The sequence below is a fragment of the Pseudomonas massiliensis genome (genome assembly GCF_000826105.1).
GTDB classification, from domain to species: Bacteria; Pseudomonadota; Gammaproteobacteria; order Pseudomonadales; family Pseudomonadaceae; genus Aquipseudomonas; species Aquipseudomonas massiliensis.
Window position 1 is genome coordinate 571423 of the sequence record NZ_CCYK01000007.1, and the last position, 20661, is coordinate 592083.

Sequence of the window (20661 nt, forward strand, 5' to 3'; positions counted from 1 at the left end):
CCGCCCGCCGTTGTCGTACCCCTGAGATGATTGCCGCACATGCGTATCGAGCCACGCCCGCTACCTGCTGAACTGCCTTTCCTTGGCGACTTGCCGCCCCTGTTGACCCGCCTGTATGCCGCCCGTGGGGTACAGAGTCAGGAGGAGCTGGACAAGGGCCTGGCACGGCTGCTGCCTTATCAGCAACTCAAAGGCATCGACCAGGCGGTGTCGCTGCTGGTCGAAGCCATCGACCAGCGCCAGCGCATCCTGGTGGTCGGTGACTTCGATGCCGATGGGGCCACGGCCAGCAGCGTTGCGGTATTGGGTTTGCGCCTGCTTGGCGCCGCCCAGGTGGATTACTTGGTACCCAATCGCTTCACTTACGGCTATGGCCTTACGCCGGAAATCGTCGGCGTGGCCCTGGAGCGTCAGCCAGACTTGCTGGTGACCGTGGATAACGGCATTTCCAGTGTCGATGGCGTCCAGGCCGCCAAGCAGGCCGGGCTCAAGGTATTGATTACCGACCACCATCTGCCGGGCCCTGAATTGCCCCAGGCCGATGCCATCGTCAACCCCAACCAGCCCGGGTGTGAATTTCCCAGCAAGGCGCTGGCCGGTGTCGGTGTCATCTTCTATGTCCTGATGGCGCTACGTGCCCGCTTGCGCGCCCTCGGCCGCTATGCGCAGGCAGCGCAGCCGAATATCGGCGAGCTGCTGGACCTGGTCGCGCTGGGCAGCGTGGCTGACGTGGTACCTCTCGATGCCAACAATCGCATCCTGGTGCACCAGGGGTTGGAACGCATCCGCGCCGGTCGGGCGCGGCCCGGCATTCAGGCACTGCTGGAAGTCGCTCGTCGCGACCATCGCCGTCTGACTTCCGTGGACCTGGGCTTCATCCTCGGACCGCGCCTCAACGCAGCGGGGCGCATGGACGACATGAGCCTTGGCATCGAATGTCTGCTCAGTGAAGACCTGGCGTTGGCGCGGGACATGGCCGCGGAGCTCGATGGCCTTAACCAGGATCGAAAATCCGTGGAGCAGGGCATGCAACGCGAAGCCCTGGCGCAACTCAAGGACCTTCCCTTGGAGGCCATGCCCTTTGGCCTTTGCCTGTTCGAGCCGGACTGGCACCAGGGCGTGATCGGCATCCTCGCCTCGCGGCTCAAGGACCGTTATCACCGGCCCACCATCGCCTTTGCCGATGCCGGCGATGGCGTGCTCAAGGGCTCGGCGCGGTCCATCCCTGGTTTCCATATCCGTGATGCGCTGGATGCCGTAGCCGCCAGCCATCCAGGCTTGATCACCAAGTTCGGCGGCCACGCCATGGCCGCCGGGCTCTCGTTGCCGGCCGAGCATTTCCAGGCCTTCGCCGAGGCCTTCGATGCACAGGCGCGGGCCCAGCTCTGCGAGGACGATCTCACCGGAAGGCTATTGTCGGACGGTTGCCTGGCCGTGGAAGAATTCCACCTGGAACTGGCCCGGGCCCTGCGCAATGCCGGGCCATGGGGGCAGCATTTTCCCGAGCCGCTGTTCCACGGTGTTTTCGAGCTGGTGGAGCAACGCATAGTGGGTGAGCGGCACCTCAAAGTGGTGCTCAAGAGTGAGTGCGGCAGCGTTCGCCTCGATGGCATCGCCTTCGGTGTCGATCGAGAGCTGTGGCCCAACCCCGGCGCGCGTTGGGTGGAAATGGCCTACAAGCTGGACGTGAATGAGTACCGGGGCGTGGAGAGCGTGCAGCTGTTGATTCAGCACCTGAGTCCACGCTAGGGGAATCCGCCGCCCTCCATGGGGGTCTACTAGGCTCTGTAGAATGTCCGCTGGCCCAAAGCCACGGGCAGCGTCTATGGCTGACCTAACCCATTTGAGAGGTGCTTCATGAGCCTGCTGTTAGAACCCTACACGCTGCGCGGCCTGACCTTGCGAAACCGTATCGTGGTTTCGCCCATGTGCCAGTACTCGGCCGAGGATGGCTTGGCCAACGATTGGCACCTGGTTCACTTGGGCAGCCGGGCCGTGGGTGGCGCGGGCCTGGTGATCTTCGAGGCCACCGCGGTAACCGCGGACGGACGCATCACTCCCGAAGACCTCGGCCTATGGAAAGACGAGCAGATTCCCGGCCTGCAGCGCATCACGCGTTTCATCGAGGCCCAGGGGGCGGTAGCGGGCATCCAGCTCGCCCATGCCGGTCGCAAGGCGAGTACCTGGCGGCCCTGGCTGGGCAAGCACGGTAGCGTGACCCTGGAAGAGGGCGGCTGGATTCCGGTGGCGCCTTCACCGATTCCCTTCGACCCCGAACATGCACGGCCGACCGAGCTCGGCGAAAAGGACATCGAGGGCATCAAGCAAGCCTTCATCGAAGCCGCCCGCCGCGCCTTGAGCGCCAATTTCAAGGTAGTGGAGATCCACGCCGCCCACGGCTACCTGCTGCACCAATTCATGTCGCCCTTGAGCAATCGCCGTACTGACCAGTACGGGGGGAGCTTCGACAATCGCATTCGCCTGGTATTGGAAGTAACCGAAGCCATTCGCGAGCTGTGGCCGGCGGACCTGCCGGTGTTCGTGCGTGTATCGGCCACCGACTGGGTGGAGGACGGCTGGAATCCGGACGAAACCGTTGAACTGGCGCGGCGCTTGAAAGCCCTGGGGGTAGACCTCGTAGACGTTTCTTCCGGCGGTACCGCCGCGAATGCTGAAATCCCGACGGGTCCTGGCTATCAGACGCGCTTCGCCGAGCGGGTACGCAAGGAGTCGGAAATTGCCACCGGCACCGTAGGGATGATCACTGAACCTGCCCAGGCCGAGCATATCCTGCGCACTGGCCAGGCGGACCTGATTCTGCTGGCCCGGGAGCTATTGCGCGATCCGTACTGGCCGCTGCATGCCGACGATGACCTCGGTGGCCGTCAGTCCACCTGGCCCGCCCAGTACCAGCGCGCCACCCACCGGGACCAACCCATCCATGAGTCTGACCTACGGGATACGGCAGCGCGCGGTTGATCCCTATCCACGGGCTGCCCCCAAGGTAGGCGCTAGCGAAGCTGGCGAATGAAGCGAATTTCGAAAGCTCCATTCCCCAGCTGGCGCTAGGTCCTACCGGTTGGTCCAACCCCTGTAGGCCCAACTTTACCTTCGGCGGCTTCGCTACCCATCGTGGGAGCCAGCGAAGCTGGCGAAGGGCAGTGAGCGGGACCATTCGTCAGTTTGGCAGCCCTCCTACGGATACTTACGCTGCTCCGGCGCCGGCGGGAAGTACTGGTACAGCCAGGTCTCGCTAAGGGTGCGGTCGCTGGTCCTGATATACAACCGCATCTCCACCGGCGCCACGCTGTCACTGGTGGGGTACCAGTCGAAGATCACCCGGTAGCCCTTGATGTTCGGCAGTACCAGCACATGGAAGTCCTGGACCTTGCCATTGGATACCGTCACCACGGGCTCGATGCCGGTGCCTTCCGGCAAGCTTTCCAGGCCGCCGCCGGTGAAGTCGATGGCGAAGCGGCGGGCCCATTTGTCCGGGTAATGTTCGCCCGGTGCCCAGCCTTCCAGGAAGCCGCCCATGCCGGAGCGGGTGGCGTGAACCCGTGCCAGCGGCGTGCCGGTCGGGGGTAGGGCGCTCCAGTACAGCTTGTAGCCGTAGGCCAAGGTGTCACCAGCGGCCACGGGCTTTTTGGGCGTCCAGAACGCCACGATGTTGTCCATGGTCTCGCCAGTGGTAGGGATCTCCAGCAGGTCGATCGAGCCCTCGCCCCAGGCGGTGGTGGGTTCTACCCACAGGCTGGGACGCTTGCTGTACCAGTCCACGGTATCCTGATAGCTCTCGAAATCGTGGTCGGTCTGCACCAGGCCGAACCCTTTCGGGTTGGTATCGGCAAAGGCGTTGAATTGCAGCTTGGCCGGGTTGTTCAGTGGCCGGCAGATCCATTCGCCGTTGCCGCGCCACATGGCCAGCCGGTCCGAGTCGTGGATCTGTGGATGGATGGTGTCGCACATGCGACGTTCATGAGTGCCGCAACTGAACATGGTGGTCATGGGGGCGATGCCCAGTTGCTGGATCGCCGTGCGGGCCGTTACCTGCATGTCCACCGCCATGACCACGCGCTCGTCCTGGCAGTCGATGTCGAAACGATAGGCGCCGGTGGCGCTGGGGGATTCCAGCAAGGCGTAGACCACGAAGCGGGTGGCGTCCTTGGTCGGGGTCTCGAACCAGAACCTGGTGAAGTCCGGGAATTCTTCCTGCCGCTTGGCGAAGGTGTCGACCGCCAGGCCGCGCGCCGACAAGCCGTACTGCTTGGTCGCATCCACGGCGCGGAAATAGCTGGCGCCAAGGAAGGAAACGATGTCATGGCGATCGATCTCAGGCGCCTTGAACAGCTTGAACCCGGAAAAGCCCAGGTCACCCTTGAGCTGCTTCTGGTCGACCTTGCTGTCGTTGTAGTTGAACAGCTCGGGCCGGAAGTGTACTTCCCGCGCCTGACGGGTGGCCGGATCCACGCTGTACATGCGCACCGGCGTGCGGAAGCCCATGCCCACGTGGAAGAACTGGACATCCAGCTGGCCATTCACTTCTTTCCAGAGCGAATGGTTGGCGTCGTACTGAATGGCATTGAACTGCTGAGGCGTCATGTTCGCCAAGGTAGGCGGCAAGGCCTGCTTGCGGTCGGTGTAGGGCTGCGCGGCCAGGGCCTTGGCCAGGGCCTTGAGCCCCTCGAAATCGAAGTGTTCGGCGTCGCCGTCGGCGGTTGCCGCCAGCGCGCGGGCGGAGAACAGTGCGCTGGTAGACAGGCCGGTATAGGCGGCCAGGGCCATGGAGGCTTTCAACAGGCTTCTGCGGTGCATGGGCAAACCTTTGCTGGAAAATGCGAACGTTAGCCAAGGTTGATGGCACCGCGCAATCACCGCTTCGATTGGCGCCACCAACCTTGCTTCACGGCCCTTGTAGAGCGCCGATCGCCCCCGTTGGTTCATCGCGTCAATGCTTGAACATCACATGGCGCACCACGGTGTAGTCCTCCAGTCCGTACATGGACATGTCCTTGCCGTAGCCGGAGTGTTTCTGGCCGCCATGGGGCATTTCGCTCACCAGCATGAAGTGGGTATTCACCCAGGTGCAGCCGTATTGCAAGCGGGCACTGAGCCGATGGGCCCGGCCCAGATCCTGGGTCCAGACCGATGAAGCCAGGCCGTAGTCCGAATCGTTGGCCCAGTCCAGTACCTGGGTTTCGTCACTGAAGGGCGTCACGGTGACCACCGGGCCGAACACCTCCCGCCGGAGGATCTCATCGTCCTGTTGCACATCGGCCAGCACTGTCGGTTCGAAGAAGAAACCGTCTCCTTCCACGGCCTTGCCGCCCGTGACCAGACGAATGTGCGGCTCAGCTATCGCACGGCTGACGAAGCCTGCCACACGGTCGCGCTGCTGCGCGCTGATCAGCGGGCCCAGCTCGGTGCCCTCGGTTTCTTGCAACCCGTGTCGGAGGCTGCTGACAGCCGCGCCCAGTTTTTCGACGAAGCGCTCATAGATACCCTGCTGGGCATAGATCCGGCAGGCGGCCGTACAGTCTTGCCCGGCATTGTAGAAACCGAAGGTGCGAATGCCCTCCACGGCGGCATCCAGGTCGGCATCGTCGAAGATCAGCACAGGTGCCTTGCCGCCCAGCTCCATGTGCATGCGCTTCACCTGGGCTGCGGTGCTGGCGATGATTTGCGAGCCGGTGGCGATAGAGCCGGTCAGGGATACCATGCGCACCTTGGGGTGCTCAACCAGAGGCGCTCCCACCTTGGCTCCGCGCCCAAAGAGAATATTCAGTACACCCGCCGGGAAAATGCCCGTCGCCAGTTCGGCCAGCTTCAAGGCGGTCAGCGGCGTAAGCTCGGACGGTTTGAGGACCACGGTATTGCCCGCGGCCAAGGCCGGAGCGATTTTCCACGCCACCATCATCAGCGGGTAGTTCCAGGGCGCGATGGAGGCGATTACGCCCACCGGGTCACGCCGGATCATCGAGGTATGGCCCGGCAGATATTCACCGGCGGCCGACCCATTGAGGCAACGCGCCGCGCCAGCGAAGAAGCGGAAGACGTCCGCGATGGCCGGCAGCTCATCATTGCGCGCCGCGCTCAGAGGCTTGCCGCAGTTGGCGGATTCCAGGCCGGCCAGCTCATCGGCATGGGCGTCGATGGCGTCGGCCAGCTTGAGCAAGGCCAGGGCGCGATCCTTCGGTGGGGTCTGCGACCAGCCTTCGAAGGCGGCATCGGCGGCACGTACCGCGGCATCCACCTGGGCTTCGCTGGCCTCGGGAATCTTGACCAGCACCTGACCCCGGGCCGGGTCCAGCACCGGCTGGAGGCTACCTTCGCCAGCTACCAACTGGCCATTGATCAACAGTAGGGTTTGCATCGTGCGAGCCTCCAGGTCATTTGCCGGCGCCGGCGACCGATTCGCCGCCGCGTGTCAGGTAATAGGCGCCCAGAATGGGCAGCATGGTCACCAGCATCACCAACATGGCCACCACGTTGGTGACGGGGACATCCCGCGGCCGCGCCAGTTGGTTGAGCAGCCAAACGGGCAGGGTGCGTTCATTGCCGGAAGTAAAGGTGGTGACGATGATTTCATCGAAGGATAGGGCGAAAGCCAGCATTCCCCCGGCCAGCAGGGCCGAGCCCAGGTTCGGCAGGATAATGTAACGGAAGGTCTGCCAGCCATCGGCGCCCAGGTCCATGGAAGCTTCGATCAGGCTATGGGATGTGCGCCTGAGCCGGGCGATGACGTTGTTGTAGACAATCACCACGCAGAAGGTGGCATGGCCGACCACGATGGTGAACAGCCCAGGCTCGATGCCGAGGGTCTTGAAGGCCGACAGCAAGGCGATACCCGTGACGATGCCCGGCAGGGCGATGGGCAGGATCAGCATCAGCGACACGGCGTCCTTGCCGAAGAACGTTCGCCGGTAGAGCGCCGCCGCGGCCAGGGTGCCCAGCACAAGGGCCAGCGCCGTGGCCAGGCAGGCCACCTGTAGCGACAGCTTGATCGCCAGGACTACATCCTCCCGGGCAAAGGCAGCGCTGAACCATTTAAGGGTCCAGCCCCGGGGCGGGAAGCTGAAGGCGGCATCCTCGGTGTTGAACGCGTACAGGAAGATCACCAGAATCGGTACATGCAGGAAAGCCAACCCGCTCCAGGCCGCGATACGCAGCCCGATGGACGCTTTTTCAGAGTGCATCGAAGGCCCCCAGGCGACGGACGATGGTCAGGTAGAGCGCAATGAGCACGATGGGCACCAGGGTGAAGGCGGCGGCCATGGGCAAGTTGCCGATGGCCCCCTGCTGGGCGTACACCATGCTCCCTATGAAATACCCTGGCGGGCCGATCAACTGCGGCACGATGAAATCTCCCAGGGTGAGAGAAAAGGTAAAGATCGAGCCTGCCGCGATACCTGGTACCGCCAGGGGCAATACCACCTGCATGAACGTCTGCCGTGGCGTGGCGCCAAGGTCGGCCGAAGCTTGCAGCAGCGACGGCGGCAGGCGCTCCAGGGCCGCCTGGATCGGCAGGATCATGAATGGCAGCCAGATATAAACGAACACCAGGAAGCGGCCCAGATGCGAGGTGGACAGGGTGCTGCCGCCAATGCCGGGTAGGTTCAGCAGCCAGCCCAGCAGGCCGCCCAGCCCCAGGTGATCGACGAACCACTGGAGCACTCCTCCCTTGGCCAGCAGCAGCGTCCAGGCGTAGGCCTTGACGATGTAGCTCGCCCACATGGGCAGCATCACTGCGATGTAGAAAAAGGCTTTGACACGGCCCTGGGTGTAGCGGGCCATGTACCAGGCGATGGGAAACGCGATGACTGCGCTGGCGACCGACACGGCCAGGGCCATGGTCAGGGTACGCAGGATGATGTCCAGGTTGGCCGGCACGAAGAGCGCGCCGAGGTTGGCCCAGGTCAGGTCCGCGGTCACCGTCATGCTGAAATCGTCGAAGGTGTAGAACCCTTGCCAGAGCAGGTTCAGCAGTGCCCCCAGGTAAATGACCCCGAACCAGAGCAACGGCGGCACCAGCAACAGCGCCAGGTAGAGGTTGGGCCGCCGGTAAAGCAGGTCGGCCAACCGGCGCAGGGTGGGCCTGCGCGGAGCGGGTGCGGGTGACTCCAGTGCCAGGGCCATGTCAGCGCGCCTCGTCCAGCAGCGGCACCATGGCCGCCCGGGGCCAATGCAGGGTCAGCCGCTGGCCGGGCTGGGGCGCATTGCCATCGAACTGCCAGTTCTGGTTGGCCTGGCTGACATTCAGAGGCTGACCATTGCCCAGGCGCACCTCGTAGCGAGTGCTATTGCCCTGGAACTGCACGTCCTGCACGGTGGCATCCACGCGCACATGGTCGACATGATCCGGCAGGCCAAGGCGTATGTGTTCCGGACGAATCGAAAAGGCCCCCGGAACGCCACGCAAGGTAGTGGCCAGCTCTCCGCGCAGAACATTGGAGGTGCCCACGAACTCGGCCACGAAGACAGTGGCCGGTTTGCTGTAGAGGTTACGCGGGCTGTCGCATTGTTCGATGCGGCCTTTGTTGAATACTGCCACTCGATCGCTCATGGACAAGGCTTCGGTCTGGTCGTGGGTCACGAACACGAAGGTGATCCCCAGTTGCCGCTGCAGCTTTTTGAGCTCGCCCTGCATCTGTTCGCGAAGCTTGAGGTCCAGCGCCCCCAGGGGCTCATCCAGCAGCAGCACACGCGGGCGGTTCACCAGCGCGCGGGCGAGGGCCACTCGCTGACGTTGGCCGCCAGACAACTGTGCCGGCTTGCGCTCGCCGAAACCGGCCAGGGCAACCATGGCCAAGGCTTCCTCAGCGCGGGCCAGGCGTTCAGCCTTGCCGACACCCTTGACCTTGAGGCCATAGGCCACGTTGTCGCGCACGCTCATATGGGGGAACAGGGCATAGTCCTGGAAAACCGTATTGACATCACGGCGATAGGGGGGCAGCCCGGCAGCTTCTATGCCATGGATGCGGATGGACCCGGCGCTGGGCTGCTCGAACCCGGCGATCAACCTCAGGCAAGTGGTCTTGCCGGAGCCTGAGGGCCCGAGCATGGAGAAGAACTCCCCGTCCCGGATGTCGATGGACACCCGGTCTACAGCCTTGACCTCCCCGAACTGGCGAGATACGTCAGTAAATTGCACCGCAGCGGTCATGATGATTGCCCTTTGCCGAGAGGAATACGGGCATGGCGCGCCCGCGTGCTTGCCAGGAGGTTGCAGTAGGAGCCAGCGAAGCTGGCGATCCGGCCAGCCTTCGCCCATTGGCCAGCATCGCTGGCGCCAACAGACGGCTAGCGGCCGCCCATGATCGCGATATAGTCCTGGGTCCAGCGGCTGTAGGGCACGAACTTTCCGCCCTCGGCCTGGGGGGTCTTCCAGAAGGCGATCTTGTCGAAGAGGTCGTAGCCATTGGTGGCGCAGCCCTCGGCACCGAGCAGCTCACTGGCCTTGCAGGCCTGGGGCACGGCTGGCAGCGAGCCGAACCAGGCCGCCACGTCGCCCTGGACTTTTGGCTGCAGTGACCAGTCCATCCACTTGTAGGCGCAGTTGGGATGCTTGGCTTCGGCGTGGAGCATGGTGGTATCCGCCCAGCCGGTAGCTCCTTCCTTGGGCACCGTGGAGGCCACGGGTTGGTTGTCTGCCTTCAGGCCATTGACCATGTAGCCCCAGGAACTGGTCGCAACCACGCCCTCATTCTTCACATCGCTCATCTGTACCGTGGCGTCGTGCCAATAGCGGTGAATGAGAGGTTTCTGCTGGCGCAGCAAGTCCAGCACGGCCTTGTACTGGGCTTCAGTCAGTTGGTAGGGGTCCTGGATGCCCAGCTCAGGCCTGGCGCTTTTCAGGTACAAGGCTGCATCGGCGATATAGATGGGGCCGTCATAGGCCTGCACGCGGCCTTTGTTCGGCTTGCCATCGGGCAAGCCCTGGGGCTCGAACACCACGCTCCAGCTGCTGGGCGCGGTCTTGAACACCTGCGTGTTGTACATCAGGACGTTGGGGCCCCACTGGTAAGGCGTGCCGTATACCTGCTGGTTCACCACGAACCATGGCCCGTCAGCCAGGCGAGGGTCCAGGTTCTTCCAACGGGGGATCAGCGCCGTATTGATGGGCTGAACCCGCTTGCCCGCGATCAGGCGCAGGGAAGCATCACCCGACGCGGTGACCAGGTCGTACCCGCCCTTGGCCATGAGGCTGACCATTTCATCCGAGGTTGCCGCGGTCTTGACCTCGACCTTGCAACCGGTTTCCTTCTCGAAGCCGGTGACCCAGTCATAGCGCTTGTCGCTTTCGCCGCGCTCGATATAGCCGGGCCAGGCAATGATATCCAGGTGGCCTTCACCGGCGCCTAGAGCCTTGGGAAGTTCGGCGGCCTGGACGCCGACGCTGGCGAGCAGGCCCGTGGTGATTGCGCTGAGCAAGGTGGTCGTGGACGCGGACATGGATTTCCCTCTTTTTCAAATTATCGTCGGGGCAGCGGTGAGCCAAGGACAGCTTCGCATTCGTTATTGTTGTGGGGCTGGAGCCTCAGTCCAGCACTTCCCGGTGGCGCGCCATGATGTGGCGTACCACGCTGTAGTCCTGCAGCGAATCGCTGGACAGGTCCTTGCCATAGCCGGAGCGTTTCAGGCCGCCGTGAGGCATTTCGCTGGCGAGCATGAAATGGCTGTTGATCCAGGTGCAGCCATACTCCAGCCGGGAAGCGAACTGCATGGCCTTGTCCAGGTCGCGGGTCCAGACCGACGAGGCCAGGCCATATTCAGAGGCGTTGGCCCAGCCCAGGGCCTGCTCGGCGGTGTCGAAGCGCGTCACGGTGACCACCGGGCCGAAAACTTCCCGTTGCACGATCTCGTCGGTTTGCCTGCAGCCGGCCAGCAAAGTGGGCTGGTAATAAAAGCCTGGGCCTGAATGGGTGGCCGCGCCTGTGACGCGCTCGATATGCGGTTGGCTCAGGGCGCGCTCCACGAAGCTGGCGACTCGGTCGCGTTGGCGGGCACTGATCAGCGGGCCCAGCTCGTTGTCCTGGTCACGCTTGCTGGCGAAGCGCAAGCTGCCCACCGCTGTACCCAGTTCGGCCACCAGGCGATCATGGATACCGGCCTGGGCATAGACACGGCAGGCTGCGGTACAGTCCTGGCCGGCGTTGTAATAGCCATAGGTGCGAATGCCTTCCACCACCGCCTCCAGGTCGGCGTCGTCGCAAACGATCACCGGTGCCTTGCCGCCCAGTTCCAGATGGGTACGCTTGAGGGTGCGGGCGGCCGCCTGGAGAATCTTCTGCCCGGTGACGATATCGCCGGTAAGCGACACCATGCGCACCCGAGGGTCGCTGACCAGTTGTCCACCCACGCCATCCCCTCCACCGCAGACGACGTTCAGCACCCCGGCCGGCAGCAGCTCGGCCAGATCGGGCAGCAATGCCAATACGCTCAAGGGCGTGTGTTCGGAGGGTTTGAAGACCAGGGTATTACCGGCGGCCAGCGCTGGGGCCAGTTTCCAGGCCGCCATCATCAAGGGGTAGTTCCAGGGCGCGATGGATGCCACCACGCCCACCGGGTCTCGGCGTACCATGCTGGTGTAGCCAGGGACGTATTCGCCCGCCAGCTGTCCCGTCTGACAGCGGACCGCCCCGGCGAAAAATCGGAATACGTCCACGCTGGCGGCCAGGTCGTCCTGGCGAGCCAGGTGCAAAGGCTTGCCGCAATTGAGGGCCTCGATCCGAGCCAATTGATCGGCCCTGGCTTCGATGCGTTCGGCGATGGCCAACAGGCGATTGGCGCGCTGCTGGGGCGTGGTTCGCGACCAGGCCGGGAACGCCCGACTGGCGGCCGCGATCGCCGCCTCCACCTGAGCGGGGCTGGCTTCGGCCACCTGGGCCAAGGCATTGCCATCGCTGGGGTCCAAGATGGTCTCGGCCATGCCTTCGCCTGCCACCAGTTGGCCGTCGATCAGCAAGGCAGTGCGCAAGGGCTCGAACAGGTCGAAACGGGGCATGGCAAAGCCTCGACGAAGCGGTTGTCTGGCCTGCAGCCTAGTAGCGCCGGTGCGCTACCGACAAATATCAAATATCGAAAGCTGCGTTCGATTAAACCGAATGCTTGCGGGCATGTTGCTCGCGGGCCGTGGTGAGGAAGGGGTCAACCAGCGGAGGCCGCGCGCTGCCCCGGCGCCAAGCCAGACCCACGTCAAGCGTGCGGGTCAGGTCCACTACGCTACGCGCCTCGATGATGTCGCCTTCCAGAGACCAGGGCCGGTAAGTCATGTCAGGCTGGATCGCCACGCCTAGCCCGGCGGCCACCAGGCTACGCACCGCCTCGGTGGAAGCGCTGCGCAGGCTGATACTGGGGCGCAGTCCGGCTTCGGCCCAGATGCGCTGGGCGTTGCGGTCCATCTCGTCGACATTGAGCTCGATCAAAGGCTCGGCGGCCACGTCCGCCAGGGCAATGTCATCACGCTCCAGCAGGGGATGGCGCGCTGGCAGCCACAGGCGCTGGGGAGAGTGGGTCAACACCTCGGTTTGCAGGGCGTGGCGATCCTCCAGGTTGGACAGAATCAGCACTCCTACATCGATTTCGCCGTTGAGCAACAGGTGCTCGATGTAGGGGCGCTCGTCTTCCATGACCCGCAGGCTTACATTCGGGTAAGCCCGTTGGAAGCGCGTGAGCAGGTTGGCCAGGTAATACCCGGCAACCAAGCTGCTGACCCCGATGGTGAGGGTGCCGATGATCTGGTCCGTGCATTGCTGCAGGCTGCGCTTGGCGTTATCCACCGTGGCCAGGATCAAGTGCGCCTGGCGGAGGAACTGGTGCCCTTGGTGGGTCAGGCTCATGCCCTTGGCGTGACGATTGAACAGCGAGACGCCGATTTCCTCCTCCAGTTGCTGGATCGCGGCCGTGAGCGTGGACTGTGAGATGAACACTGCCTGAGCGGCCGCCGAGATCGATCCGGTTTCGGCCACCGCGATGAAATGACGGATCTGGCGCAGCGTCATCATGACAAGGTATCTACAAAAGAAGAGGGTGGATCCGTTATATCGAAAAAATCGAACGGGCGACAGGGGCGCGGACTATGTCCGATGAGGCCGGTTGGCCAGCCGTGACAAGCGCCGCACGTGGCTCCGCTATCCATATTGTCATCGTGAAAGTAGCCGCCTCGCTTACCAGCCGCTGGTCTATACTGCCCGACTTTCGCCTGCCCCCAGCCCGAGGAGTGATTGTGAAGAACTGGACGCTGCGCCAACGCATTCTGGCGAGCTTCGCCGTAGTGATCGCCATCATGCTGGCGATGGTACTGATCACCTTCACCCGCTTGCTGATGATCGAGCAGGAGGCGGCCAGCCTGCGTGGCCAAAGCATTCCGGGTGTGTATTCCGGCTCGATGATGCGCAGCGCCTGGACCGACGGCTACCTTTATACCCAGCAGTTGCTGGGGTTGAGCTATCAGCGCGAACTGGTCAGCGCCGATGAAGAACAGTACAAGGGGTTCTCGGAGCGCCTGGCCAGCCAGATGGCGGTATTCCAGAGAACCTTGAACAGCGATGAGGAGCGTGCCGCCTTCACTGAATTCGCTCGGCTGCGCGACAGCTATCAGGAAGCGCTCAAGCGTACCTTGGCGGTCTATCAGCAGCGGCGTTTCACCGAAGCCATGGAATTGTTCGAGCAGGAGCTGACACCTGCCTGGTCGGCGGGCCGAAAGCAACTGAACCTGGTGGTTGACCTGGACCGCCAGGCTGCCGAAAAGGCCAGCGCGGCCATCGAAGGTTCCGTGGTCACTACCCGCCTGGTCATGCTGGCCAGCCTGATCGTGGCGGTGGCCGCGGCCCTGGCCTGCGGGCTATTGCTGTTGCGCAACATCATGTCGCCCACCACCCGTCTTCTGGAGATCCTCGATGTAATGCGCGGCGGTGACCTGAGCGTGCGCCTGAACCTGGGTCGCCGGGATGAGTTCAACGCCATCGAGACCGGATTCAACGCCATGATGGAGGAGCTCAACGCCCTGGTGTCACAGGCTCAGCGTTCGTCCATCCAGGTCACCACCTCGGTTACGGAGATCGCCGCCACCTCTCGCCAGCAACAGGCCACGGCCACGGAAACCGCGGCCACGACCAGCGAAATCGGCGCAACTTCTCGAGAAATCGCCGCGACCTCTCGCGACCTGGTACGCACCATGGGCGAGGTGACCGGCGCCGCCGACCAGGCCTCGCTGCTGGCGGACAATGGGCAGCAGGGGCTGGCGCGCATGGCCGATACCATGCAACACGTCATGGGCGCGGCGGAGCTGGTCAACGCCAAGCTGGCGACGCTCAATGAGAAAGCGAGCAACATCAACCAGGTGGTGGTCACCATCGTCAAGGTCGCCGACCAGACCAACCTGTTGTCCCTCAACGCCGCGATCGAGGCTGAAAAGGCCGGCGAGTACGGCAGGGGCTTCGCCGTGGTGGCCACTGAAGTGCGTCGCCTGGCCGACCAGACCGCCGTGGCCACCTATGATATTGAACAGATGGTGCGCGAGATTCAGTCCGCGGTATCGGCAGGGGTCATGGGCATGGACAAGTTTTCCGAAGAAGTACGCCGCGGCATGCTGGAAGTGCATCAGGTCGGTGAGCAGTTGAATCAGATCATTCATCAGGTCCAGGCCCTGGCGCCGCGGGTGCTGATGGTCAACGAAGGGATGCAGGCCCAGGCCACCGGCGCCGAACAGATCAACCATGCCTTGAGCCAGCTCAGCGACGCCAGCAGCCAGACAGTGGACTCGCTACGCCAGGCCAGCGCCGCCATCGACGAGCTCAGCCAAGTCGCCGCTGGGTTGCGTGGCGGTGTGTCGCGCTTCAAGGTCTGATGACCAGCCCGCGCACACCGGTGGCGCCAGCCGTGCCCACCACCCAGCTTTTCTTGCTGTTCAGCCTCGGCGAGCAGCGCTTTGCCTTGCCTGCGCGGGAAGTGGTCGAGGTATTGCCACTGCTGCCGCTCAAGCCGATCCCGCGGGCACCAGGCTGGGTGGCCGGCGTATTTTCCTATCGCGGCCGGGTCGTGCCGGTGATCGACCTTTGCCATCTGGCCCTTGGCAGTCCCGCTCGGCAGCGCACCAGTACCCGGGTGGTATTGGTCAATTACCCCGGCAATCACTGCTTGGGCCTGGTGCTTGAACAGGCCAGCCAAACCCTTCGTTGTGACCTCACCGAATTCAAGCCGTACGGGCTGCTGAGCCCTGACGCGCCCTACCTGGGCCCCATCCGTGAGGATGCCCAGGGCTTGCTGCAGCGCATCAGCGTCGAGGACTTGCTCGATGAACGCGCCCGGACGCTGTTGTTCGCGCCTGAGAACGCGGCTTTGCTCGGAGGCGCGCCCAAGTGAGCTTCGACCCACGCTTCTTCGCCTTTCTTCACCAGCGTATCGGGCTGGACGCCGCCTCGGTGGGCCCGGCGATGATCGAGCGCGCGGTGCGTCACCGCCAGGACAAGGTCGGCGCGCCCAGCCTCGAGGCCTACTGGAGCTTGCTCAACCTGAACAAGGAAGAAGAGCAGGCGCTGATCGAAGCGGTGATTGTGCCGGAAACCTGGTTCATGCGTTATCCGGAGTCCTTCGCGGCCCTGGGCCGCCTGGCGCGAGCGCGCTGGCACGAACGCCCCGGCCAGCCGCTACGTCTGCTCAGCCTGCCGTGCTCCACGGGGGAAGAACCCTATTCCATGGTCATGGCGTTGTTCGACGCCGGCCTGCCCGGCGAGGCCTTTATCGTCGATGGCCTGGACATCAGCCCGGCCTCGCTGGAGAAGGCCCGGCGGGCGTGCTATGGGCGCAACTCCTTCCGAGGCGAGTACAGGGCCTACCAGGCCCGGTATTTCACCCAGGACCCGGAAGGGCACAGGTTGCGGCCGAGTATCACTGGGCAGGTTCGCTTGCGCCACGGCAACGTGCTCGACCCGACGCTGGCCAGCGAAACGCCCTATGATTTTGTCTTCTGCCGCAATCTGCTTATCTACTTCGATGTGCCCACACAACGGGAAGTGGTAGCCGTCCTCAAATCGCTGACACGGCCCGATGGCGTGTTGTTCATCGGCCCGGCCGAAGGCAGCCTCCTGGCCTCCAATGGCATGCGCCCCCTTGGCATTGCCCAGGCCTTTGCCTTTGTTCGGCAAGCCGAGCCAAGTCCCGCCCTGGCCGGGCTCAGCAAGCCTTTACCGCTGGCCTCGGTGTCCATGGCGCCCGCTCGGCCCTTGCGGCAGCAGTTCTTGCCGGCCAGGGGCGCGCAGCCCAAGGCTCTGGATTTCCCCCTATCCCGCTCGGCTTCATCCGCAAGGGTAACCGCCCAGGAGAATTCCCGTTCCGTCGCGCCAGTGGAAGCGGGCGGCTCCGACGCAGCCACGCTCCTCGCACGGATCGCCGCCCTGGCCAACGCAGGCCAGAGCGCCGACGCCCGGCTGGCTTGCGAGCGTTACCTGAAGCAGCATCCGCCTCAAGCCCAGGTGTATTACTGGTTAGGCTTGCTCTGTGACGCCGCCGGCAATGCCCTGGAAGCACAGGGTTATTATCGCAAGGCACTGTATCTGCAACCGCAGCATGCCGAAGCGCTGACGCAACTGGCCATGCTGCTGGCGGCGAGGGGGGACCTGGAAAGCGCTCGACGCCTGCAGGCCCGTGCCGCCCGTGCCATGAAGGAGCCTAGGGCATGACCGAACAACCGGGGCGCGAGGCCGCCGATGATCAGGCGCTCATCCTCGATGCCTGTTGGAAGACCATCGGGGTACGTGGCGACCACTCCTGCCCGCGCCTGGTCGAATATGTGCGCTGCCTGAATTGCCCGGTATTCGCCGAGGCCGCCAGCACGCTGCTGGACCGCTACTCCCTGCGTCGTGAGCCAGGGGAACTGACCTACCCGCCGACGCCACCGGTGCTGCCTTCGCGTTCTCTGGTGGTGTTTCGCCTGGGGGAAGAATGGCTTGCCCTGGCCACCCGCTGCCTGGTGGAGATAGCGCCCCAGCAGCCTGTGCATTCGTTGCCCCATCAGCGTTCGCGTGCCTTGCTGGGCGTGTGCAACGTGCGTGGCGCCCTGGTGCCTTGCATCGCCCTGCAAGCCCTGCTCGGGATAGGCCCCGGCGTCGCGCCGGCCGGCACTCGGCGCGTGTCGCCGCGATTGTTGATACTGGCCGTGCCGGGTGGCTCGGTGGTCGCCCCGGTGGATGAGGTCGCGGGCATCCAGCGCTTCGAGGAGCGGCTGATCCAGGCCAGCGCCCTCCTGGACAAGGCAAGGTTCACCGCGGCCGTCGTCCGAGAGGAAGCACGCACCCTGCGGGTACTGGAAGAATCGGCGCTACTGGCAGCCATCGCGGGGAGCCTGACATGACCCCTGAACAGATGCGCGATGCATCGCTGATGGAGCTCTTCGCCCTGGAGGCCGAGGCCCAGACAGCGGTGCTCAGCGCAGGGCTGCTGGCCCTGGAGCGCAACCCCGGCGATCCGGCTCAGCTGGAAGCCTGCATGCGCGCGGCCCACTCTTTGAAGGGCGCCGCGCGTATCGTAGGCGTCGATGCCGGTGTGCAGGTGGCCCATGTGATGGAGGACTGCCTGGTGGCGGCTCAGGCCGGTGATTTGCGCCTCGGGCCGGAGCATATCGATGCCCTGCTGCAGGGCACTGACCTGTTGCTGCGCATCGGCATGCCGCACAAGGCCCCGGCCGCGGAAGACATCAGCGCCTTCCTGGGGCAGATCAAGGCCGCCGTAGAAGGCGCTCCTCCTGCGCTTGCATCGCCGCTCGAGGCGGCAATGGTCGATCTCGAGCCAGCGCCTATGGTGCAGCCGAGCCTGGCGCCCGCGCTCGTGGACGAGCCCAGCGGCGAGCCGACCGGGGCCCGACGCAGCGGGGAGGGCGAACGGGTGCTCCGGGTCACCGCTGAACGCCTCAACGCGCTGTTGGACCTGGCCAGCAAGGCGATGGTCGAGACCCAGCGTCTCAAGCCCTACCTGGCCAGCCTGCAGCGGCTCAAGCGAATGCAGGCCCAGGGGCTGCGGGCGCTGGATGAATTGCAGCAGCGGCTCGACGCGCAGCTGCCGGTGGAGGACGTGCGCCAGGCACTGACCCAGGCCAAGACGCTGCTCGGCGATACCCAGCAGATCCTTCTGGGCCAGGTGGCTGAACTGGATGACTTCGGCTGGGAGGCTGGGCAGCGGGCCCAGCAGCTCTACGACACGGCCTTGGCCTGCCGCATGCGGCCTTTCGCCGACGTGCTTGGCGGCCAGGCGCGCATGGTCCGCGACCTCGGTCGCAGCCTGGGCAAACAGGTACGCCTGGAGGTCGAGGGCGAAAAGACCCAGGTGGACCGCGACGTCCTCGAGCGCCTGGAAGGGCCCCTCATGCATTTGCTGCGTAACGCTGTCGATCACGGCATCGAGCAGCCTGAGCAGCGCCTGATGGCCGGCAAGGCGGCCGAGGGCTGCATTCGTCTGCGTGCCTCCCACCGCGCCGGGCAATTGGTGCTGGAGCTTAATGACGACGGCGCTGGCGTGGACCTTTCCCGGCTGCGACAGAGTGTGGCGCAGCGCGGATTGTCGAGCGCCGACACCGCGGCACGCCTGAGCGAGGAAGAGCTGTTGGCGTTTCTCTTCCTGCCCGCCTTCAGCCTGCGCGACACAGTGACCGAGGTATCCGGCCGGGGCGTTGGGCTGGACGCGGTACAGCATATGGTTCGCGAACTGCGCGGCACTATCGAATTGACTCAGCGCACCGGCGAAGGCTGCCGCTTCCTGTTGGAAGTGCCCTTGACGCTGTCCGTGGTGCGCAGCCTGGTGGTCGAGGTGGGTGGTGAGGCCTATGCCTTTCCGCTCGCGCACATCGAGTACAGCCTTGACCTGGCCCTCGCGGATATCCTGCAGATCGAGGGGCGCCAGCATTTCTTCCATCATGGCCGGCAGGTCGGGCTGGTCGCCGCCAGCCAGCTGTTGCAACGGCCCTCCGGCGCACCGGGCAACGCCAGCGTGCGGGTCGTGGTGGTGCGCGAGCGCGATGCCCTCTACGGCATCGCGGTCGACCGCTTCATCGGCGAGCGGGTACTGGCGGTGCTGCCGCTGGATACGCGCCTGGGCAAGGTACAGGACATTTCCGCCGGCGCGCTGCTCGACGACGGCTCGGTAGTGCTGATCGTCGATGTGGAAGACATGACACGGTCTGTGGAAAAGCTTTTGAGCAGCGGTCGGCTGGAGCGTATCGATCGTTCGGCTGGCGCCGCCTCGAAGCCGGCCGGCAAGCGCGTCCTGGTGGTGGATGACTCGCTCACGGTACGCGAATTGCAGCGCAAGCTGTTGCGGGCGGCAGGCTACGAGGTGGCCGTGGCGGTGGACGGGATGGACGGCTGGAACGCGCTGCGTGCCGAGGCCTTCGACCTGCTCATCACCGACATCGACATGCCTCGCATGGACGGCATCGAACTGGTGACCCTGCTGCGGCGAGACGCCCGCCTGCAAGGCCTGCCAGTGATGGTGGTGTCCTATAAGGATCGCGAAGAAGACCGCCAGCGCGGCCTGGATGCCGGGGCCGACTACTATCTAGCCAAGGCCAGTTTCCATGACGACGCCTTGTTGCAGGCAGTGGCCGAGTTGATCGGAGGAGCCAGGGAATGAAGGTTGCGATCGTAAATGACCTGCCCATGGCAGTGGAGGCCTTGCGCCGCGCCCTGGCCTTCGAGCCGGCCCACGAGGTGATCTGGATTGCCACCGATGGAGCGGAGGCAGTGCGCTTGTGCGCCGAGCAGCGCCCGGACGTGCTGCTCATGGACCTGGTGATGCCGAACATGGACGGAGTAGAGGCTACCCGGCAGATCATGGCGGACACCCCCTGCGCCATCCTGCTGGTGACCGTGGATCGTGAGCGCAACGTGCACAAGGTGTTCGAGGCCATGGGCCATGGCGCTTTGGACGTGGTGGATACACCGGCCCTGGGCCTGGGCGATGGCCGGGAGGCTGCCGCGCCCCTGCTGCGCAAGATCACCAATATCGGCTGGCTGGTGGGCGAACGCGGTACGCCCGCCAAGCCCCGGCTGGCGGTGCAGCGCAACGGTGCGGGGCCCCTGGGGCTGGTGGCCATCGGGGCCTCGGCCGGCGGGCCGGCGGCCCTGGAAACCCTGCTCAAGGGGCTCCCGGCCAGTTTTCCCGCCGCGCTGGTGCTGGTCCAGCATGTGGATGAAGTGTTCGCCGCCGGCATGGCCAGCTGGCTGGCCACGGCTACGGGCCGTCCGGTGCGCCTGGCCCGCAAGGGGGACTGCCTGCGGCCGGGCGACGTTTTGCTGGCGGGCACCAACAATCATCTGCGGCTGGGTGCGGATGGGAGCTTGAACTACACCCCGGATCCGGTGAATGAGATTTACCGCCCCTCGATCAACGTTTTCTTCGAAAGCGTGGCCGAGCACTGGCGCGGGCAGGCCGTTGGCGTGCTGCTCACCGGCATGGGGCGGGACGGTGCCCAGGGCTTGAAACGGATGCGCGAACAGGGGCACCTCACCATCGCCCAGGATCAACAAAGCTGTGCCGTGTTCGGTATGCCCAAGGCAGCCGTGGCGTTGAACGCGGCCATTCAAGTGCTCTCCCTGGAGCAGATCGCTCCTCGGCTTGTAGAGATGTTCATTCAATGACTTCGTACGTCCGGCCGAGCCGGCATACCAGCGG

The 20661-nt window shown here is 64.5% G+C and carries 16 protein-coding genes; 8 read left to right on the forward strand and 8 right to left on the reverse strand.

Annotation, left to right across the window (positions count from 1 at the left end):
- The first annotated feature begins 39 nt into the window (after window positions 1-39).
- Entirely contained in the window at window positions 40-1749 is a 1710-nt protein-coding gene (gene recJ / locus BN1188_RS13470) for a single-stranded-DNA-specific exonuclease RecJ (RefSeq protein ID WP_040261974.1), read from the forward strand.
- 108 nt (window positions 1750-1857) lie between these two features.
- Window positions 1858-2979, forward strand: a complete 1122-nt coding sequence (locus tag BN1188_RS13475) for an NADH:flavin oxidoreductase/NADH oxidase (RefSeq protein ID WP_040261975.1) — start codon at window positions 1858-1860, stop codon at window positions 2977-2979.
- A gap of 216 nt (window positions 2980-3195) precedes the next feature.
- On the opposite strand, the gene BN1188_RS13480 is transcribed toward BN1188_RS13475, so the two are convergent.
- The 8 genes from BN1188_RS13480 to BN1188_RS13515 form a co-directional block, all read right to left on the reverse strand.
- Window positions 3196-4815, reverse strand: coding sequence for a glucan biosynthesis protein D (locus BN1188_RS13480; RefSeq protein WP_040261976.1), 1620 nt, complete (start codon window positions 4813-4815; stop codon window positions 3196-3198).
- A 133-nt stretch (window positions 4816-4948) separates the two neighbouring features.
- The gene (locus BN1188_RS13485) at window positions 4949-6373 is read right to left on the reverse strand and encodes a gamma-aminobutyraldehyde dehydrogenase (RefSeq protein ID WP_040261977.1); all 1425 of its coding nucleotides are present in this window, start codon (window positions 6371-6373) and stop codon (window positions 4949-4951) included.
- A 16-nt stretch (window positions 6374-6389) separates the two neighbouring features.
- Window positions 6390-7196: an ABC transporter permease gene (locus BN1188_RS13490; protein WP_040261978.1), complete on the reverse strand. Its 807-nt coding sequence runs from the start codon at window positions 7194-7196 to the stop codon at window positions 6390-6392.
- Window positions 7186-8136 carry an ABC transporter permease gene (locus BN1188_RS13495; protein ID WP_052469273.1) on the reverse strand — a complete coding sequence of 317 codons (951 nt, stop codon included), beginning with the start codon at window positions 8134-8136 and terminating at the stop codon, window positions 7186-7188. The genes BN1188_RS13490 and BN1188_RS13495 overlap by 11 nt, the downstream gene beginning before the upstream one ends.
- 1 nt (window position 8137) lies before the next feature.
- Window positions 8138-9163, reverse strand: coding sequence for an ABC transporter ATP-binding protein (locus BN1188_RS13500; protein WP_040261979.1), 1026 nt, complete (start codon window positions 9161-9163; stop codon window positions 8138-8140).
- Between the two features lie 137 nt (window positions 9164-9300).
- Window positions 9301-10452 (reverse strand): putative ABC transporter substrate-binding protein YdcS, encoded by a 1152-nt coding sequence (gene ydcS, locus BN1188_RS13505; protein WP_040261980.1) that lies wholly within the window; start codon window positions 10450-10452, stop codon window positions 9301-9303.
- 85 nt (window positions 10453-10537) lie between these two features.
- Window positions 10538-12004 carry a gamma-aminobutyraldehyde dehydrogenase gene (locus tag BN1188_RS13510; protein WP_040261981.1) on the reverse strand — a complete coding sequence of 489 codons (1467 nt, stop codon included), beginning with the start codon at window positions 12002-12004 and terminating at the stop codon, window positions 10538-10540.
- A gap of 91 nt (window positions 12005-12095) precedes the next feature.
- Window positions 12096-13004 (reverse strand): LysR substrate-binding domain-containing protein, encoded by a 909-nt coding sequence (locus BN1188_RS13515; RefSeq protein ID WP_040261982.1) that lies wholly within the window; start codon window positions 13002-13004, stop codon window positions 12096-12098.
- Window positions 13005-13225: 221 nt separating this feature from the next.
- Here BN1188_RS13515 and BN1188_RS13520 point away from each other — a divergent pair, with 221 nt between their 5' ends.
- Genes BN1188_RS13520 through cheB form a run of 6 tightly spaced genes read left to right on the forward strand, consistent with a single transcriptional unit; the run spans window position 13226 to window position 20627 of the window.
- Complete coding sequence (locus tag BN1188_RS13520) at window positions 13226-14848, forward strand: methyl-accepting chemotaxis protein (protein WP_040263944.1); 1623 nt, start codon at window positions 13226-13228, stop codon at window positions 14846-14848.
- Window positions 14848-15363: a chemotaxis protein CheW gene (locus tag BN1188_RS13525; RefSeq protein WP_040261983.1), complete on the forward strand. Its 516-nt coding sequence runs from the start codon at window positions 14848-14850 to the stop codon at window positions 15361-15363. The genes BN1188_RS13520 and BN1188_RS13525 overlap by 1 nt, the downstream gene beginning before the upstream one ends.
- Window positions 15360-16679 carry a CheR family methyltransferase gene (locus BN1188_RS13530; RefSeq protein WP_040261984.1) on the forward strand — a complete coding sequence of 440 codons (1320 nt, stop codon included), beginning with the start codon at window positions 15360-15362 and terminating at the stop codon, window positions 16677-16679. The genes BN1188_RS13525 and BN1188_RS13530 overlap by 4 nt, the downstream gene beginning before the upstream one ends.
- Window positions 16676-17350 carry a chemotaxis protein CheW gene (locus BN1188_RS13535; protein ID WP_040261985.1) on the forward strand — a complete coding sequence of 225 codons (675 nt, stop codon included), beginning with the start codon at window positions 16676-16678 and terminating at the stop codon, window positions 17348-17350. The genes BN1188_RS13530 and BN1188_RS13535 overlap by 4 nt, the downstream gene beginning before the upstream one ends.
- Window positions 17347-19620, forward strand: a complete 2274-nt coding sequence (locus BN1188_RS13540; RefSeq protein ID WP_040261986.1) for a hybrid sensor histidine kinase/response regulator — start codon at window positions 17347-17349, stop codon at window positions 19618-19620. Before BN1188_RS13535 ends, BN1188_RS13540 begins: the two co-directional genes overlap by 4 nt.
- Window positions 19617-20627 carry a chemotaxis response regulator protein-glutamate methylesterase gene (gene cheB / locus BN1188_RS13545; protein ID WP_040261987.1) on the forward strand — a complete coding sequence of 337 codons (1011 nt, stop codon included), beginning with the start codon at window positions 19617-19619 and terminating at the stop codon, window positions 20625-20627. Before BN1188_RS13540 ends, cheB begins: the two co-directional genes overlap by 4 nt.
- Window positions 20628-20661: the final 34 nt, after the last annotated feature.

Excerpts from the sequence above, each read along its gene's own strand:
- recJ (WP_040261974.1), top strand. The coding sequence starts at position 40 with ATGCGTATCGAGCCACGCCCGCTACCTGCTGAACTGCCTTTCCTTGGC.
- BN1188_RS13475 (WP_040261975.1), top strand. The coding sequence starts at position 1,858 with ATGAGCCTGCTGTTAGAACCCTACACGCTGCGCGGCCTGACCTTGCGA.
- BN1188_RS13480 (WP_040261976.1), bottom strand. The coding sequence starts at position 4,815 with ATGCACCGCAGAAGCCTGTTGAAAGCCTCCATGGCCCTGGCCGCCTAT.
- BN1188_RS13485 (WP_040261977.1), bottom strand. The coding sequence starts at position 6,373 with ATGCAAACCCTACTGTTGATCAATGGCCAGTTGGTAGCTGGCGAAGGT.
- BN1188_RS13490 (WP_040261978.1), bottom strand. The coding sequence starts at position 7,196 with ATGCACTCTGAAAAAGCGTCCATCGGGCTGCGTATCGCGGCCTGGAGC.
- BN1188_RS13495 (WP_052469273.1), bottom strand. The coding sequence starts at position 8,136 with ATGGCCCTGGCACTGGAGTCACCCGCACCCGCTCCGCGCAGGCCCACC.
- BN1188_RS13500 (WP_040261979.1), bottom strand. The coding sequence starts at position 9,163 with ATGACCGCTGCGGTGCAATTTACTGACGTATCTCGCCAGTTCGGGGAG.
- ydcS (WP_040261980.1), bottom strand. The coding sequence starts at position 10,452 with ATGTCCGCGTCCACGACCACCTTGCTCAGCGCAATCACCACGGGCCTG.
- BN1188_RS13510 (WP_040261981.1), bottom strand. The coding sequence starts at position 12,004 with ATGCCCCGTTTCGACCTGTTCGAGCCCTTGCGCACTGCCTTGCTGATC.
- BN1188_RS13515 (WP_040261982.1), bottom strand. The coding sequence starts at position 13,004 with ATGATGACGCTGCGCCAGATCCGTCATTTCATCGCGGTGGCCGAAACC.
- BN1188_RS13525 (WP_040261983.1), top strand. The coding sequence starts at position 14,848 with ATGACCAGCCCGCGCACACCGGTGGCGCCAGCCGTGCCCACCACCCAG.
- BN1188_RS13535 (WP_040261985.1), top strand. The coding sequence starts at position 16,676 with ATGACCGAACAACCGGGGCGCGAGGCCGCCGATGATCAGGCGCTCATC.
- BN1188_RS13540 (WP_040261986.1), top strand. The coding sequence starts at position 17,347 with ATGACCCCTGAACAGATGCGCGATGCATCGCTGATGGAGCTCTTCGCC.
- cheB (WP_040261987.1), top strand. The coding sequence starts at position 19,617 with ATGAAGGTTGCGATCGTAAATGACCTGCCCATGGCAGTGGAGGCCTTG.